The 16,951-nt window shown below is 27.8% G+C and carries 11 protein-coding genes; 8 read left to right on the plus strand and 3 right to left on the minus strand.

The window, feature by feature from the left end:
* Positions 1-13: 13 nt before the first annotated feature.
* A complete protein-coding gene (locus tag HCG76_RS11285) occupies positions 14-757 on the plus strand; it encodes a DUF5695 domain-containing protein (protein ID WP_260458109.1) in 744 nt (247 codons plus the stop codon).
* The gene (locus HCG76_RS11290; RefSeq protein WP_221700454.1) at positions 754-6,531 is read left to right on the plus strand and encodes an Ig-like domain-containing protein; all 5,778 of its coding nucleotides are present in this window, start codon (positions 754-756) and stop codon (positions 6,529-6,531) included. Before HCG76_RS11285 ends, HCG76_RS11290 begins: the two co-directional genes overlap by 4 nt.
* A gap of 68 nt (positions 6,532-6,599) precedes the next feature.
* Here HCG76_RS11290 and HCG76_RS11295 read toward each other — a convergent pair whose 3' ends face one another.
* Positions 6,600-8,357 (minus strand): LTA synthase family protein, encoded by a 1,758-nt coding sequence (locus tag HCG76_RS11295; RefSeq protein ID WP_221700455.1) that lies wholly within the window; start codon positions 8,355-8,357, stop codon positions 6,600-6,602.
* Positions 8,358-8,569: 212 nt separating this feature from the next.
* Between HCG76_RS11295 and HCG76_RS11300 the strand changes: the two genes are divergently transcribed.
* The 5 genes from HCG76_RS11300 to HCG76_RS11320 all read left to right on the plus strand — a co-directional run bounded on the left by HCG76_RS11300 (position 8,570) and on the right by HCG76_RS11320 (position 13,378).
* Positions 8,570-8,797 carry a YgjV family protein gene (locus HCG76_RS11300; RefSeq protein WP_221700456.1) on the plus strand — a complete coding sequence of 76 codons (228 nt, stop codon included), beginning with the start codon at positions 8,570-8,572 and terminating at the stop codon, positions 8,795-8,797.
* Between the two features lie 108 nt (positions 8,798-8,905).
* Complete coding sequence (locus HCG76_RS11305) at positions 8,906-9,742, plus strand: mechanosensitive ion channel family protein (protein WP_221700457.1); 837 nt, start codon at positions 8,906-8,908, stop codon at positions 9,740-9,742.
* A 178-nt stretch (positions 9,743-9,920) separates the two neighbouring features.
* Positions 9,921-11,489, plus strand: a complete 1,569-nt coding sequence (locus tag HCG76_RS11310; protein ID WP_221700479.1) for a MutS-related protein — start codon at positions 9,921-9,923, stop codon at positions 11,487-11,489.
* A gap of 226 nt (positions 11,490-11,715) precedes the next feature.
* A complete protein-coding gene (locus HCG76_RS11315) occupies positions 11,716-12,780 on the plus strand; it encodes a GDSL-type esterase/lipase family protein (protein ID WP_221700458.1) in 1,065 nt (354 codons plus the stop codon).
* A gap of 115 nt (positions 12,781-12,895) precedes the next feature.
* On the plus strand, positions 12,896-13,378 hold the full coding sequence (locus HCG76_RS11320; RefSeq protein WP_221700459.1) for a hypothetical protein: 483 nt from the start codon (positions 12,896-12,898) through the stop codon (positions 13,376-13,378).
* Positions 13,379-13,438: 60 nt separating this feature from the next.
* On the opposite strand, the gene HCG76_RS11325 is transcribed toward HCG76_RS11320, so the two are convergent.
* The gene (locus tag HCG76_RS11325) at positions 13,439-14,176 is read right to left on the minus strand and encodes an NAD-dependent protein deacylase (protein WP_221700460.1); all 738 of its coding nucleotides are present in this window, start codon (positions 14,174-14,176) and stop codon (positions 13,439-13,441) included.
* A gap of 296 nt (positions 14,177-14,472) precedes the next feature.
* On the opposite strand from HCG76_RS11325, the gene HCG76_RS11330 reads away from it, so the two are divergent.
* Positions 14,473-15,090, plus strand: a complete 618-nt coding sequence (locus HCG76_RS11330; protein WP_221700461.1) for a hypothetical protein — start codon at positions 14,473-14,475, stop codon at positions 15,088-15,090.
* Between the two features lie 146 nt (positions 15,091-15,236).
* Here the strand turns inward: HCG76_RS11330 and aspD are convergent, their stop codons facing one another.
* Positions 15,237-16,871 carry an aspartate 4-decarboxylase gene (gene aspD, locus HCG76_RS11335; RefSeq protein ID WP_221700480.1) on the minus strand — a complete coding sequence of 545 codons (1,635 nt, stop codon included), beginning with the start codon at positions 16,869-16,871 and terminating at the stop codon, positions 15,237-15,239.
* Positions 16,872-16,951 lie beyond the last annotated feature (80 nt).

The raw sequence follows: 16,951 nt of genomic DNA on the forward strand, positions 1-16,951 counted from the left end.
TTAATTGAATTTAATGAAAAAATCAAATTCAAGACTAATGAGGTATAGGCGATTAATATCAATGATAATAATATTTGCTTTGCTGATTAGTTTATTACCAACAGATTTTATAACTAAGAAGGTATCAGCAAAAACTAAAGCTGAAAAAAATGGAGATGTAATAAAACTATCTAATGAATTCTTTAATATTGAAATTGGAGAATATGGTCAAATTACTTCTTTAATGATTGTGGGAGATAAGTACCCAACTAATTATGTTATGAATGCAGAAAATAGTCCTAATCAAGATACTGATGATCATCAATGGATGGGAGAGTTAATGTTTAATACAAAGGTTGGTGATTCTACAGAATGGACAGAGTCTTGGACTAATTCATCTAATTCAGTTAGAGATATAAAGTTAGATGGAAATAAGGTTGTAATAACTTATGAAAATGCAACTGAAGATAAGGGAATAAAAGATTTTAAGTTAGTTGAAACATATTCACTAGTAGATGATAAGCTTCGTTGGGAGATTACAGTTACAAATACTAGAGATGAGAAAATAGAATTTGGCGATTTTGGATTGCCATTTGCTTTTAATGAAATATGGCCAGGGGGAGAAGAAATATATGAAACAAGAGTAGTTGATCACTCTTATGTAAGTAATGAATCATCATATATTTATATAACAAGACCAAGTGGACAAGGCCAATTCTTAGTAATGACGCCAGATACATTTTTAACTTTTCGGTTGCACAAGATGAAACTGATATGAAAACTACACTTTATGAAGAGGGATTAATTGATGCTGTTGCACTTCCAGGGATGATTTTCTCTACTGATATGCCAGCTAAAGTTGATTTACATTATAAAAATGATGTAGACCAAATAACAAAAATAGAAATAGAATGTCCTCATGAAGCAGATTTACATTCAGGAGAAAAAACTTGTGAACATGAAGATATACCATGTACAAAAAATGTAGGAACATCTTTTGAATATTTAGAAAGTAAAACTGTTGATGGAGAACTTCATCATATATATGAAATAAGATTATCTTGTCTTGGACAAAATAATGTTCATATATACTATGAAGATGGAAAAGAGACAGTATTACAGTTCTATGCTATTGAACCTGTTGCAGATGCTTTAGAAACTCATGGAGACTTTATGGTTGAAAAAACTCAATGGGATGCCCCAGGAGAAATATATGATAAAGTATTTGATGATTGGATGATGGATACACAAAGTAAAAGAGGTGTCTTCAATGGATATTGGGGATGGGGAGATGATTGGGGATTAACTCATGGTGAATACTTAGCTGAAAAGAATGTATACCAACCAGTTATAGAACAAATTATAGCTGTTGATGAGTATTTAGATACTGCAATTTGGAATGGATTAATGGCAGAGCATCAAGATGATTATTTAATACATGACTTTTTAATGCCAGAACCTAATACAACACCAACTTATAGAGGATATGCTTATCCACATATATATAACACTTATTTTTCAATGTATCAAATAGCAAGAAAGTATCCGGAAATGGTTGACTATATAGAATCTCCAGAAACTTATTTATTAAGAGCTTACAATATAATGAAAGCTTTATATGGAGATAGAGTTGCTTATAACTGGGAAACTGGTCTTATGGGAGAATTAACAACTCCAGCTATAATTGAAGCTTTAGAAGTAGAAGGGTTCTATGATGAAGCTAAAACTATAGAAGATATTATGGAAAAGAAATATAACAACTTTAAAAATACTAAGTATCCATATGGATCAGAGTATACTTACGATAATACTGGTGAAGAAGCTGTTTACACTTTAGCTAAGCTTCAAGGAAATACAGAAATGATGGAAAAAATAGATTGGAAAACAAGAGCTTGTCGTGGATTACAATCTGTTTGGTATCATTATGGTGTTCCAACAACAATATGTGGTGAAAATTGGTGGAACTTCCAATACACAGCTTCATTAGCAGGATACTGTATGGATGACTGGTTAAGACTTCAAGATAATGATATGACACAAGAAGAAAAGGCTTATGCTGAAAGAATAAATTATGCTGGTAAAATTGCAAACTTAACTGCTATAAATTCAGGTCAAATGTGTGGTGCTGAAGACAATATAGGTACAGTTTCTTGGACATACCAAGCTGAAAAAGGTAACTTAGGGGGACAAGGTACTGGTGGAGGAAATCTTCATAATGGTTGGAGACAAATGGCTGGTGAGGCTGATTTAGGTCTGTTTGGAGCATTGCAAATTTTATCTTCAGATGTAACTGTGGATCCTGTATTTGGTTTATTCGGATATGGATGTGAAGCTACAGATAATGGCGAATATTATACTATAGTTCCTAAAGATGGGTTATTTATGAAATTAAACTTAATAGATGAAGAAATATATATTGAGTTTGATAATGATCAATATACTCAAGCTAAAGTAAATAAAGATGGAACAGGTGCTACTTTCAATATTAAAAACTTAAATAAAACTGCTCATAATTCTGCTATATCATTTACTGGTCTTAAGGCTGGTTCTTATGACTTATTAGTAAATGGAGAAGTAGCAGGACAATTTAATTGTATAGAGGGAAAAGATGCTGTTGTTAATGTACCAATGCCAGAAACTGATGCTGAAGTTACAATTGTTTTAGGAGAAACTCCTGAAAATACAGCTCCAGTTGTAGAAGCAGGTGAAGGAAGTGAAACTTTACGTTCTGAAGGGTTTACTTTAAAGGGAAATGCTACTGATGATGGTTATCCAAACTTAGAATTAACTTATGAATGGAAAATGGTTAGTGGACCAGAAGGTGGAGAAGCTAAATTAGAAAATAGTGATAAGTTAATAACAAAAGGAAAGGTAACTAAAGCTGGAACTTATGAATTTGAATTAGTAGTAAGTGATGGTGAATTATCAAGTTCAGATAGAGTAACTATTATAGTTAAGGAAGATCCACCACTACCAGAGGTATTATTAGAATATACCTTTGATAGTATTGAAGAAGATACTGTATTAGATACATCAGGATCTAATAATGATGGGGCTATAGTTGCAAGAAGAGAGGTTATTGAAGGGAAGATTGGAAATGCTATAAAGTTTAATGGAAAAACTGGATATGTAGAATTACCTAAGAATATTACTAAGAGAGTTGAAGATGTTACAATTTCAGCTTATGTAAATCTTAATGAAGCTCCAATATCAGGATCAAGATTATTTGAACTTGGTAATGTAGATGGTGAATGCTTATATCTATCATTTGTAGAGGGTGGTAAGGCACAATTAACTATTCCAGATTTAGATAATGGCAAGGATATTGTAATTAAATCAGACAAAAAATTTGTTCCAGGGTATTGGAAAAATATAACTGTAACTATTAGTAATAGTACTGCATCATTATATGTTGATGGTGTATTAGAAGGTGAAAACACAAATATATCATTTAACTTAGCAGATTTAGAAACAACTCCTAAAAATTATATAGGAAAATCACAATTTGAAGGTGTTTCATTATTAAATGGAGCAATAGATGAATTCTACATTTTAACAAAGGCTCTTTCAGCAGAGGAAATAAAGGATAGATATGAAATAAAAGAAGATATAGTATTAGAAAAAGTTGAAGAAGTTAATGTTATGACTTACAAAACTGTTAAGCCAGAATTTCCAGAAATGGTTAATGGAATTTTATCAAACGGAACTTATGGAGAGTCAGAAGTTATTTGGGATGAATTAACAAAGGATTTATATGCTACAACTGGTGAATTTAGAGTTTATGGAACTTTAGAAGGAACAGATTTAAAGGCTATAGCAAATATTGAAGTTATTTCAGCAGATGAGAATCCATATTTAGTAGCTAGATATAGCTTTGATGAAATTAGTGAAAATAAAATTGAAGATTTATCTGGTAATGGACATACTGCAGTAATTAATGGAACTGATGTTGAAAGTACATTAGTTGATGGAAAATCAAATAGTGGAGTGTTAATGAATAGAGACAATGGTAACTTTATTGCGGTTCAAAATGCAGGAACAGATTTTGCTTCACCAAATGTAACAATTTCTTATTGGTTAAATAGACAAACTGCATTAAGAGGAGAAGCTATTATTGCGTGGGCAAAAGGAGATTGGAGTACAACAGGATGGTTTATTAATGCAACATCAGGATCACCAGTAGGTATGTGGATAGATGGAGGATCAACAGGATTTAAAGTAAATGCATCAGCTAGCGGATTCTTTGGTGAAGATGAGTGGGTTAATGTGGCTATAACATGGAATTCTAAAACACAAACAGGTAATATTTATAGAAATGGTGTAGCTCAAGAAATTGAAGTTGTAGGAAGTCCTAAAACTATAAGTAAACCAGTTACAGAGCAAGTTTTAATTAGTAAAAACTATTATGGAACTATTATGAATGAATTTGCTTTAGATGATTTTAGAGTTTATAGTACAGATTTAGATAATAACTTTATAAAGGGTATATACGAACAAAAGTTAGTGGGATATATGACTGAAAGTATATGGACTAAGCCAGGTATCAAACCAGAATTACCATCTACTATTAAAGGTATTTTAGGAGATTATACTGAAATAGAGGTTGAAGTTAAATGGAATGAAATATCATCAGAGCTTTATGAAAATGAAGGTAAGTTTACTGTAGAAGGTATAGTTGAAGGTTCTAATATTAAAGCTATATGTGAAGTAGTAGTATCAGAAACAAAACCAGAAAATCCAATGATAGTTAGTTTTGAAGAAGTTATAGTAGAAACTGAAGCAGGTATTAAACCAGTATTACCTAAAAAGGTAACTGCTAAGCTTTCAGATAATACAATAGCTAGATATAATGTAATTTGGGATGAAATAAGTGAAGATAAGTATGGAAATGCTGGTGAGTTTACAGTTAATGGTTCAGTTGAAGGAACTGATGTTAAAGCAATTTGTAAGGTAGTTGTAAATGGTAGGGAAGAAGAAATTCCAGAAGTTGAACGTACAAATATAGCACCAGATGCGACTCCAACAGCAAAATATACAAATTCAGATTTAGGTGGAATAACTACTATAAATGATGGATTTGATCCAGTAAACTCTAATGATAAGAGTCATGGATTATGGCATAACTGGGGCGAAGAAGGATTAGATCAATGGCTACAATATACTTGGGAAAATCCAGTAACAATTGATGCTACAGATGTATATTACTTTACTGACGGTGGTGGAATAAATATGCCAGGTTCAGTAGATTTCCAATACCTTGATGAAAATGGAAAGTGGAAATATGTTGAAGATGCAGTAGGTTTAGGTGGAGAAGCTGATCAATATAATAGAACAACATTTAAAGCTGTAACAACAACTGCATTAAGAATGAATTTATCTCCAAGTAAATTAGGTTTAGATGTTATTGAATGGAAGGTATATGCGGTTCCGGAAATAGAAGTTCCTACAATTATATCAATTTCTGAAGTTGATGTAGAAACAATAGCAGGAATAGAACCAGTATTACCAACTGTAGTGACTGTAACTTATTCAGATGGTACAACTAGTGAAGTTAATGTTGTATGGAATAGTATTTCTTCAGATTTATATGAAAAAGTATCTGTATTTACAGTAGAAGGTACAGTTGCAGATTCAGATATAAGAGCTATATGTAATGTTACAGTAAGGGAAAATAAAGTAAGAGATACAATAAGTTCAATAAATAATAATTATAGGCCAAGTATTGTAGAAAATAAACTAGTATTACCTAATGTTGAAGAGGGGATTAATGTATCAATAAAAACTACTAATCCAGAAGGTATTATTGATGTTGATGGAAATATAACTACACCAGAAAATGATACTGAAGTATATGTAATATTTACTGTTTCAGATGGAAATATAACTATGGATACCGACTCTATAATAGTTAAAGTAAATGGTAAGCAAGAAATTCCAGATGAAAAGCTTCCTTTTGACAAGACAGATACTGAAACTGGAATAAGAGTAGAGGCTAAGGACGACGTTATTTCTAATGAAGCTGACCTTAAGGTAGATAAAATTGAATCAGGGTCTATTTATGATTATGTTTTAAATATTATTAAGGATATAGGTAAGGTATTTATATCATATGATATTTTTGTAGAAGTAAATGGTGAAAAGGTACAACCAACTGGTGGAAACGCTAAAGTTACAATTCCAATACCATCAGATTATAATAAAGATAATTTACTTTTATATTTAATAAATTCCAAGGGTGAAAAAATAAGTATTGAATTTGTAGTAAAAGATAATAATATTATTTTTGAGAGCGATTTATTAGGTATATATTCTTTAGTAGATACTTCTAAAGGTGATGGAAAGCCAGATTTAGATGATGATAAAGAGGAAGAAACAGAAGATAAACCACAAGTTAAGCCAGATAATAAACCAAACAATAATGGTTCTAATTCAGGTAATAATAATTTACCGGCAACTGGTAATGAGGTTTCTATATATATATTAACATTTGCTATTTTAGCAGTTGCTATTGGATATATATTATTATTAAATAAAAAGAAAGTTAGAAAATAGTTTACAGTTAACTCTCATTTTAAATAATAAAATGCAACTAAGAATTAATAAATCTTAGTTGCATTTTTTTATTTAATATTATCATTATTTTCAATATTAGAACTATAATTTTCTCCTATAACTCTATCATAAGTAATTAAGTCTAAAGATTCATTTCTAGAATTAGAACTTTGAATACTTGGTGAGTATAGTGGATATTCATTCATTAATCTCTGCATAGTTTCTATAAAATCTGTTTTTTTAGAATTAATCAAATCTATTAGAACAAAAGGTATGTAAAATGCAGAAATAGTATTAATATTTTTATCAAAAATACTAGAATCATAATTATTCCACATTATATATTTTTGATTATAAATTAAATCAGCATTATTATCAGAAACTGCTAATCTATCATAAACATTATCATCAGGAGTAAAGAATGGGAAGTGATCACCTACAAAAACAAGTATTACATCTTCATCAAAGTCTTTTAACCAGTTTGTAAATTCTCTTAATTGATCACTAGTCTCTTTAACACCAGCTAAATAATAAGATAGTTGGTCTTCACCTTCAGCAGTTTCAGCATAGTATGGTTGGTGATTTTGCATAGTAGTTGCAAAAATATAACTTGGACTTTTATTTGACTTTAAAACACTTTTAATTTCATTAAAAACGCTTTTATCAGAAATATATCTTCTAAAGTTTTCAGTTTCAACTGTCATACTATCATCAAAATATAGATTGTCAAATCCATACTCTGTATACAATGTATCCCTATCATAAAATGTTTTACTAAAGGGATGAATATATGCTGTATTATAACCAAGAGTTTTGAAATAACTTGGAATAGTATTAATAACTTTTTGCTTTTTTAATAAGTTTTGTGGAACTGATGGTGTATTAATTGCATAGGTTGGTAACCCAGTTAGCAATTCAAACTCAGTTCTTGTAGTATATCCTCCAAAGGTTGGAACTACACAGTTACCAACATATCCTTCAGAAGCAACTGAATCAAACCCAGAATAAATGTCCTTATCAATATTTAATGAATCAAAGACTCTAAAATCACTAAAGGATTCAGACATAATGAAAACAACATTAGGGGTATTTTTATTAGTATTTTCAGTATTATTATCTACACCATTATTAGATATTAAATTTTTTATAGAATCGTAACTATAATTTTCAGGTGGATTTACAATATCCATTAAGTTTTCTGATGTAGTCTTTGCCAAATAAGGAAGAAAACCTATATCACTAAATTGTTCGTTACTTTCCAGGATATTAGTAGCTGCAGGAGTTTCTATTTCAAAAACAGAAAAAATCTTAGCAGATATAGAAGTTGTCAAGAATATAGTTATTAACATACTTATAAATGCACAACTGCAGATACGCTTTTTAAGTGAAAAGTCTAAAGTTAAATTGTTTTTATAAGTTAATAAAATATATACAACTAATATTATAAAGTTAAGAATTAGTGGATAAGTAATTTTTAATGAAGCAAATTTTCCTACATCACTTAGATTTTTAGTCATTAATAAATCGCTAATTACTAAATGACTTCCGCTAGTTTTATATTTAAAATATTCAATACATGAGAGAATGTAAAATATACCTCCATGAATAGCCATAGACAAATAAGCTTTTTTAAATACAAGGAAAATTATAGTAAACAATATGGCGCAAATAATAATATTAAATAATAATATATTAGGTTTTTTCATTAAGAATTTTAATGTGTCATTAAAATTCTGACATATATTATACTCTAATAAAACTGATAAAAATAATGGATATAATACAATTAATAAGTACTTAGGTATATTTTTTAAATTGAGTTTCATTATAAGATAATAACTCCTTTCTGGTAGATACCTTGAGAAATTACAAGTTTCAAATATATTATATACTTAAAATATTTTTTTTGAAATTAACTTAAGAGAATATTAAGAGAAATTTAATGGAATTTACAATAAAAATCCAATTTGGATTACATAAATTTACTATATTTGTACAAACTAATTTTAATAAATAAAATTAGAATGGAGTGATTTAAATGTTTGGAATACAAGTAATTGAATGGGTTGGATATACAGCATCAATTATGATTGCTATATCTCTGATTATGACTGATATAGTAAAGCTTAGAATAATAAATTCAATAGGGTGTATATTGTTTGCTATATATGGATTTACGGTAAAAGCTTATCCGGTTGGAATAATAAATACATTTATATTCTTTGTGAACAGTTATTATTTATATAAATTTTATAAGGAAAAATAATTAGATATTTATTATATGCCTCTGAAATTTGTAACTTAAAGTTTACAAAAAATTAAATATGTATATAATAAAATAATGAATAAAATTAGGGAGGCGCTTTTTATAACTATGAATTTAGAACAAATTTTAAACAAAATTATTAATTGGGTAACTACAGAAGGAATAAAGTTAGTTATATGGCTATTTTTATTATGGATTGGTTGGAAACTTGCTAGAAAAGTAGTAAATATAATGAATAAAACTTTAGAAAAAAGAAATGTAGATGCCACAGTTAGATCTTTTTTAGATACTTTTGTGGAAGTAGTATTAAAAGGAGTCGTGATTTATATATTCCTAGATCAAGTAGGAATTAAAACTACAGGAATAGCAGCATTACTTGCATCAGCAGGGGTTGCTATAGGGCTTGCATTACAAGGTAGTTTATCTAATTTTGCTGGAGGCGTAATAATATTATTAATAAGACCATTTAATGTTGGAGATTATATTGAAGGGGCTGGACATACAGGAACTATAGAGAAGATAGGAATGTTTTATACCCATATGGCAACTGTAGATAATAAACTTATACTTGTGCCAAATGGTAACTTAGCAAATGGAAGCATAGTTAACTATTCAGCAAAAGAATTAAGAAGAGTAGATTTAACATTTGGTGTAGGATATGAGCAAGATGTTCTTAAGGTAAAGAGAGTATTATCTAATGTTGTTGATAATCATGATTTAATTTTGAAAACACCAGAACCATTTATAGCACTTTCTGCTCATGGAGATAGTGCAATTAATTTTGTAGTAAGAGCTTGGGTTAATAATAGTGACTATTGGAAAGTATATTTCGATTTACTTGAATCAGTTAAAGTTAAATTTGATGAAGAGGAAATAAGTATACCTTACCCACAAATGGATTTGCATATAAAAAAAGAAGCTTTAATAGAAAATAAAATAATGTAATTTAAGTATATACCTCTAGTAAGTATAGATTATTTTTTATACTTATAGAGGTATTTTAATTTTAAAAAAGAATATCATGATGCTTTTTGTGTAATAAGGTAAGATTATAGTGTATAATATATGTAAATATTTATATTAAACCTAATAGATAAAAAAGAGGTGTAACATGAAAAATATAATGGATTCGCTTTTGGGTCTTTATGATATGATGCAAAAGGACTTTGGGGAAGAGAGAAAAAAGAAAAGAAATTTTAAACATATTAGAGCGTATTTTGATATGGAAGAGCATGATGGATATACAATAGATGATCAAACTTGGGATGACTTTAATATGGATGAAGTTTTTGCTAAGGTTGATAGAACTTATAGTAGTGCAGGAGAAGCTATTTTATACAAAATGCTTAGAAATCCACTTCATGACAAGAAAAAGTTAAATGAGAGAGATGAATTTGTTGAAACATTAAGAAAATCTACTGATTTAAGAACAAAATTGCAAATGATTTATTTTAAGTTAGGATATGACAGAAAAAATACATTTCTAGATATGATAATAGAATCATTAGAAGCAAATAAAACAAAATATTACTTATACATTTTATTTGGTAGAGTTTTAATGTTTGGAACAATATTATTTTCTATAATATTAAAGGAGCCTATGTTACTTTTAGCTACATTTATATTGTTATGGGTAAATGTATTTATTAATGATAAGGAAAGAAAAAATGTTAAATCACAAGGGTTACTTTATTTAAGAAATATTATAATTTCAGCAAAGAAAATACAAGAGATAAAAGATCCAGTAATTGAAAGTTACAATATTAAAATTAAAGAACTATTAAAAGAGTTAAAAGGTATAGACAGTGCTACTAGGCCAATTCAACTTGCTAATACTGGTGGTGGTGTTTTTGAAGTTTTAACTATTCCATTTTTATTAGAAGAAACTGCATTTTACAGAATTGCTAGTTTATTAGAAGAAAAAAGAGAATATATTTTAGATTTATATTATTTGATTGGTGAAATAGAAAGTTATATATCAATAGCTTCTTATAAGGAAGAAATAAAAGGAAAGTATACTAAACCTAAATTTGTAGATAAAGTAGGTATTAATATAGTTGATGGTGTACATCCTTTAATAAAAGATGCGGTACCTAATTCCATTAACTTTGAAAAGAGAGGAATTGTTTTAACAGGTACAAATATGGCAGGAAAATCTACATTCTTAAGAATGATAGGACTTAATATTATATTTGCGCAAACATTTAATTTTACTTTAACTAAAAAATATGAGGCATGTTTCTTTAATATCGTTTCTTCAATTAGTCCTAGTGATGATGTTACTTTAGGAAAGAGTTATTATATGGCAGAAGCTGAAGCATTACTTAGAATAATTAATGCTTTAGATTTAGATTTACCGGTATTTTGCCCAATAGATGAAATATTTAGAGGGACTAATCCAATAGAAAGAATAGCATCTTCTGCAGAAATATTAAAATATATTAATAGTAAAGATAGTATATCAATAGTAGCAACACATGATAGAGAACTTACAGATATTCTTAAAGAAAATTATGATTTCTTCTATTTCAGTGAAAAAGTAGATAGTAAGGGATTAAACTTTGATTATAAATTAAAAAGAGGAGTATCTAAAACACGTAATGCAATTAAACTATTAGATCATATAGGATATCCAAGAGAAATAATCAAAAAGTCTTACAATAGAGCAGAAACTTTAGAAAAATATATGTAAAATTTAAGCTTCCATCAGGAATTGTATTTATTGCTGACGGAAGCTTATTTTAATTGCCTTATGTTAAATGTTTACATAAAAATAATATGTAGAAATTTAAAGTATTTTTAAAAATATATAAATATTATGTAGATATTTTATGGAAAAAAATACCTAAAGAAGCTATAAATTTAGTGAAAAAGCTCCTATAATAAGTATAGGAGTTTGAATTTGTGGAGGGTATATTGTGAAAAGAAAGGGTAAGTTTAAGGTTCTAGTTGTTATAATAATAGGAATAATTTTATTGGTAATTCCCATAACTATGCAGGCTAAAGGAGAAGTTTCCAAAAATGTTTTAGATAAATATGTTGTAATAGGTGATGAAATATCATTAGAAGCTAATAATGACTATGAAGTTTCATATGTTTCATTAATTAAAGATTTTTTATATGCTTTAAATGATAATTTGGAATATATTAATTTAAGCAGTGATGGAGCAACATCTTCACAATTACTAAATGTAGTAGATAGTAATAAGGAAAAGTTAAAGGATGCAGATTTAATTACAATTTCAATTGGTGGAAATAATATATTAAGTGCTGTATTAAAGAGTTTAAATATTAATGAAGAAAATTTACAAGATTATGATGAAAATAAGTTTGACTCTATAATAAGTGAGTACTTAAATAGTAAAGAAGTTAAAACTGAAATTTTAAATGAGATAAGTATATTTTCAAAAGATTTTCCTAATATAATAAAAAAAATAAAGAAATTAGCTCCTAATGCTGATATATACGTGAATACAGTATATAATCCTATTAATAAAAAGTGTGAAATTTATGAATTCTTTGATTCTCAAATAAACTTAATTAATGATGTTATTGTTAAAAATAATAGTAATAATGATTATAAAATTTTAGATTGTTATCAAATATTAAATAATGATGATGTATTGAATTTTAAGATTGAAAATGGTGTAGCTAAAATTTCACCTAATAAAGTTGGACATGCAATGATGGCAAATCAAGTAATTTCAGATTATGAGGAATATGTAAATTTAGAAGTGGATAAGATTACATCTACTAGTAATAATATTAAAGGTAAAACTATTCCTAATACTAATATTATTGTTGTATCTGAAAATGGGACAGTAGGAACAACACAAGCAAAATCTAACGGAGAGTTTGAGGTTAAAATATCACCCATGGTTTCTGGAACTAATATAGAAGTTTTGGTTTATGATAAAAAGATTTTTTCTATATTATACAAATTTGAGAAATTAGTAGTTAAAAAGGATTTATTTACATCGTAGTTTTAACCATATAGAAAAGTATTGAACAATTATAATTTGGCTTAAAAAGGGTAATACTAAACTTGAAATACTTAGGAGTAATAATAAACTAAAGAAAACATTGGAGGAAAAAGTTATGAAGAAAAAAGTTGTATCATTATTAATATGTTCAGCATTAATGATGGTTGAAGGTGTTACTACTTATGCACAAACTTTAAGTGTTAGTCCAGCAGATGGTAATAAAACTACAATAGAAGCACCTTCAGAAAATAAAGAGCAAAAGAAGGAAAAAGAAACTTCACAAGCTCCAGAAGAAAAGAGTACAGAGGATAAATGTAAAAAGACTTCTAAGGAATCATCAAAAGATGATATAGAAGACACTTCAAGTAATCCTTGCAAGAAGAAAAAAAAGAAAAAAGATAAAGAAGATAAAGAAGATAAATGCGAAGATAAATGCAAGGATAAATGTAAGGATAAATGCAAAGATAAATGCAAAGATAATGTAAAGAAAGAAGAAACTAAATGTAAAGATAGCAAAAAAGAAGAAAATAAATGTAAATGCAGAGATGAAGAGCAATCTGAAAAAATAGAAAAATCTTCAGAAAAAGCTGCTGAATAATATATTATTAAATTCTCCTAGTATAGGTATTCTTAGACTAGGAGAATTTTTTTGAATTTCCTAGGAAATTAAATTTACAGCATTGCTTAGTACTTTACCGATAGAATCATTAATAACTAAATCAGCTTTATTATCAGCTGAAGTTGAACTCTTATTAATAAGTATTAGATTTTTACCATTGAAGTAATCTATAAGTCCAGCAGCAGGATATACAACTAAAGAAGTACCACCAATAATTAAAGTATCAGCATTAGCAATAGCTTGAACAGAGCCTCTAATAGTATTATCATCTAATCCTTCTTCATATAAAACTACATCAGGTTTAACTCTTCCACCACATTTAGTACAAGTAGGCACACCTTTTGATTCTAAAATAAATTTTTCGTCATAAAATGCATTACAACTCATACAGTAATTTCTTAAAACAGAACCATGAAGTTCAAATACATTTTTACTACCAGCAGCTTGATGAAGTCCATCTATATTTTGAGTTATAACAGCTTTTAATTTACCCATTTCTTCAAGTTTAGCAAGAGCCATATGTGCAGCATTAGGTTTTGCTTCAGGATATATTAGTTTAGCTTTATAGAAGTTAAAAAATTCTTCTGGATATCTTATATAAAAACTATGAGATACTAATTGTTCAGGAGTAAATGTTATATTAAGTTTTTCATTAAATAATCCATTAGAACTTCTAAAGTCAGGGATTCCAGATTCTGTACTTACACCAGCTCCACCGAAAAATACAATATTATCACTATTTCTAATGATTTCAGCAAGTTGTTCTATTTTAGTCATATAATCACCTTCCTAATTATTTTTAATAAATTTATTATCTCACAAAAATAATATTAAATAAATTATTATAAACTCTATTAATTAGGGTAATATGACCTTAGAGGGAAGTGAATTTATAATTCTAGTTATTTTCAAAAGTATATAATAATAACTTCTTATGGTTAATGTCTAAATAAATATAGCTTCTAAGTTTTTAAACTTAATATACTTTCTTTAGAGTAACATAATATATGAACTTTACATATTATATATTATTAGTTATTAAATGAATAATAATATATAGGAGGAGTGCGAATATGAATTCTTCATTATTAATAATAGTTTTATTGTTACTAAACCAATCTAATAAAGATGATTCATTGTGTCAATCAGATTTGATACAGTTAATTATTATAATTATATTAAAATATTTAAATGATCAAAATTCAGATAATGAAGATTGTAATGATAATGCTTTATTATTGATATTGTTGTTACTTTTATTTGGCAAAAATAATAATTGCGGTAATTGTGGTAATTGTGGTGGCAATGATAATATGGTTCTTGAAGCAGAAGGAACAGGTGTAGTATATTCAAAATCCAATATGATTTTTTCTAGTATAATAGAAAAAGATTATGATACAGTTGAATATGCAAATGGGATTTTAAAATTTAAGAAACAAGGTACCTTTATGTTTGATTTTGAATTAGAAGTTGAAGGAACTGATTCATGTATGAGATATGTAAGCATTGAAGCTATTTACCCACCTGCAATTATGTATAAGAATGGGGAATATACCAATGCTAATGAAAAGAAAACTTTAGTTTTAAAAACAGCTTTTTGGGCAACTCCTGGAAAGGAATACAGAATTCTAGGTGAATCATGCAGTAGAATGACTTATACTGGTAAGTTAACTATAAGAAGGATATCTTAAATTTAATATCAAAGAACCAACTCTGCTATAATATAGTACTTTAGTCTAAAGTATAAAAAATAAATACTATAAAAGTAAATATTTCTAATATAATAGAATCTAAAGGGAAATGGAACGTCACTATGGACGTTCTATTATTTTTAAGATTATGATGTTATTCCTAAATTAGAAGAACACTTAAAGTCATTAATTATATCATTAAATATTTTTCTAAGAGTTTGTCCAATTTTTATATAAGCTTCATCATTTAAGTTAGCAAGGGAAACTCTAAGTCCCCATCTTGAAGAAGCAAAACCATCACCATTTAAAAGAACAGTTGAATAATTATTTGCTAAATCATATAGAATATCAAAAGGAGTATAATTACTTTCGATAAACTTTGATGCTGCATCACCATGTTCAACTCTTGCCCAATCTAAAAGATTTATTTCTGTATAATATGATGCATAATGAGGATCATTAAATAATTCAACTTTTAATCCATCGCACAATAATTCTTTACGCTTTCTACATATAGATTTAGTTAAATTTTTATATTTATCGTTAGAATCAATTAATGCAAAAGCACAGAAAAATGCCATTTGTACTTGTTGAGGTGTTGAAAGACCAGCTGTATGATTTAAAGCAACTTGTCTACTATCAGCAACAATTCTATCAATAAAAGAAACACTTTCAGGATTACAAGATAGATGGCAGTATCTTGTATTTAAATTTGCCTTATGTATTTCTGGAAGGTCAGAAATAAGTTTATTATAAATATTATTTTCATTAATCATAACTGCACCAAGTCTCCAGCCAGTTACTCCAAAATATTTTGATAATGAATAAACCCCAATAGTATTAAATGGTAAATAACTAATTATAGATTTGAAGTTGTCTACAAAAGTACAGTAAACATCATCCGTAATAATCATTAAATTAGGATTATAGTTATCTACTATATTTTTAAGTGATTTTATACAAGTATCGTTTAATGCAATAGAAGCAGGATTATTAGGATTAACAATAAATACTGCTTTAATACTTGTATCCTTTAATTTGTTTAATTCTTCTTCAGAATATTGATAAGTTGGTATTCCATTTTCATCAACTTCATTTGCATGAATATTAATTACATCAAAATTATAATGAGGTAAGTGAGGTATTTCTAAATAAGGAGTAAAAATTGGTGTCATAAGTGCAATTTTATCTCCTTTATTTAAAAGATGATTTTTTTCTAGTGAGTCGAAAATATAACACATTGCAGCTGTACCACCTTCCACTCCAAAAACATCAAAGTTACTTTCAAATTGTGAGCAGTCACATAATTCTTTAAGTAAATATTTATTAACTATTTTTTCTATATGTATAAGCATTCTATCTGGAACTGGATAATTATCTCCTATTATTCCATCTGCTAATTCAAAAATCCATTCATCTTCATGAAATCCAAGGTTATTTATTCCATAATTATAAATTTCTTTTATTAAATTTATTCCTGGCAATGAAGGGTTATCATTAATATATTCTAATAATCTTTTAGCAATTCCATCTTTTTGAACCATTCCAGCTAAATCATCTATGTTTAATGATCTTTGTGTTTCAGATATAGCAAATTGTCCAAATGTAAAGAATGCTTGTCTAGGGGTAGCTGCTGTCCAGTTAGGATTACCTCTACCAGCGTCTAATATAGTATTATTATTTAGTTTAGCTAACTTTAATAGTTTATCCTTGAACTCAAAAGGACTTACTTTACCATAAATGTTTCTAAGTTTTTCTTTAGTTAATTCTGTATTCAAAATTGAATGTCTCCTTTCAGGGTGTATAAACACTGAAATATTTCTTGCATTTAATAATTTTATAACATATTTATTAAAATTAA

The organism is Clostridium sp. K13, from assembly GCF_019734195.1.
Classification (GTDB): domain Bacteria; phylum Bacillota; class Clostridia; order Clostridiales; family Clostridiaceae; genus Clostridium.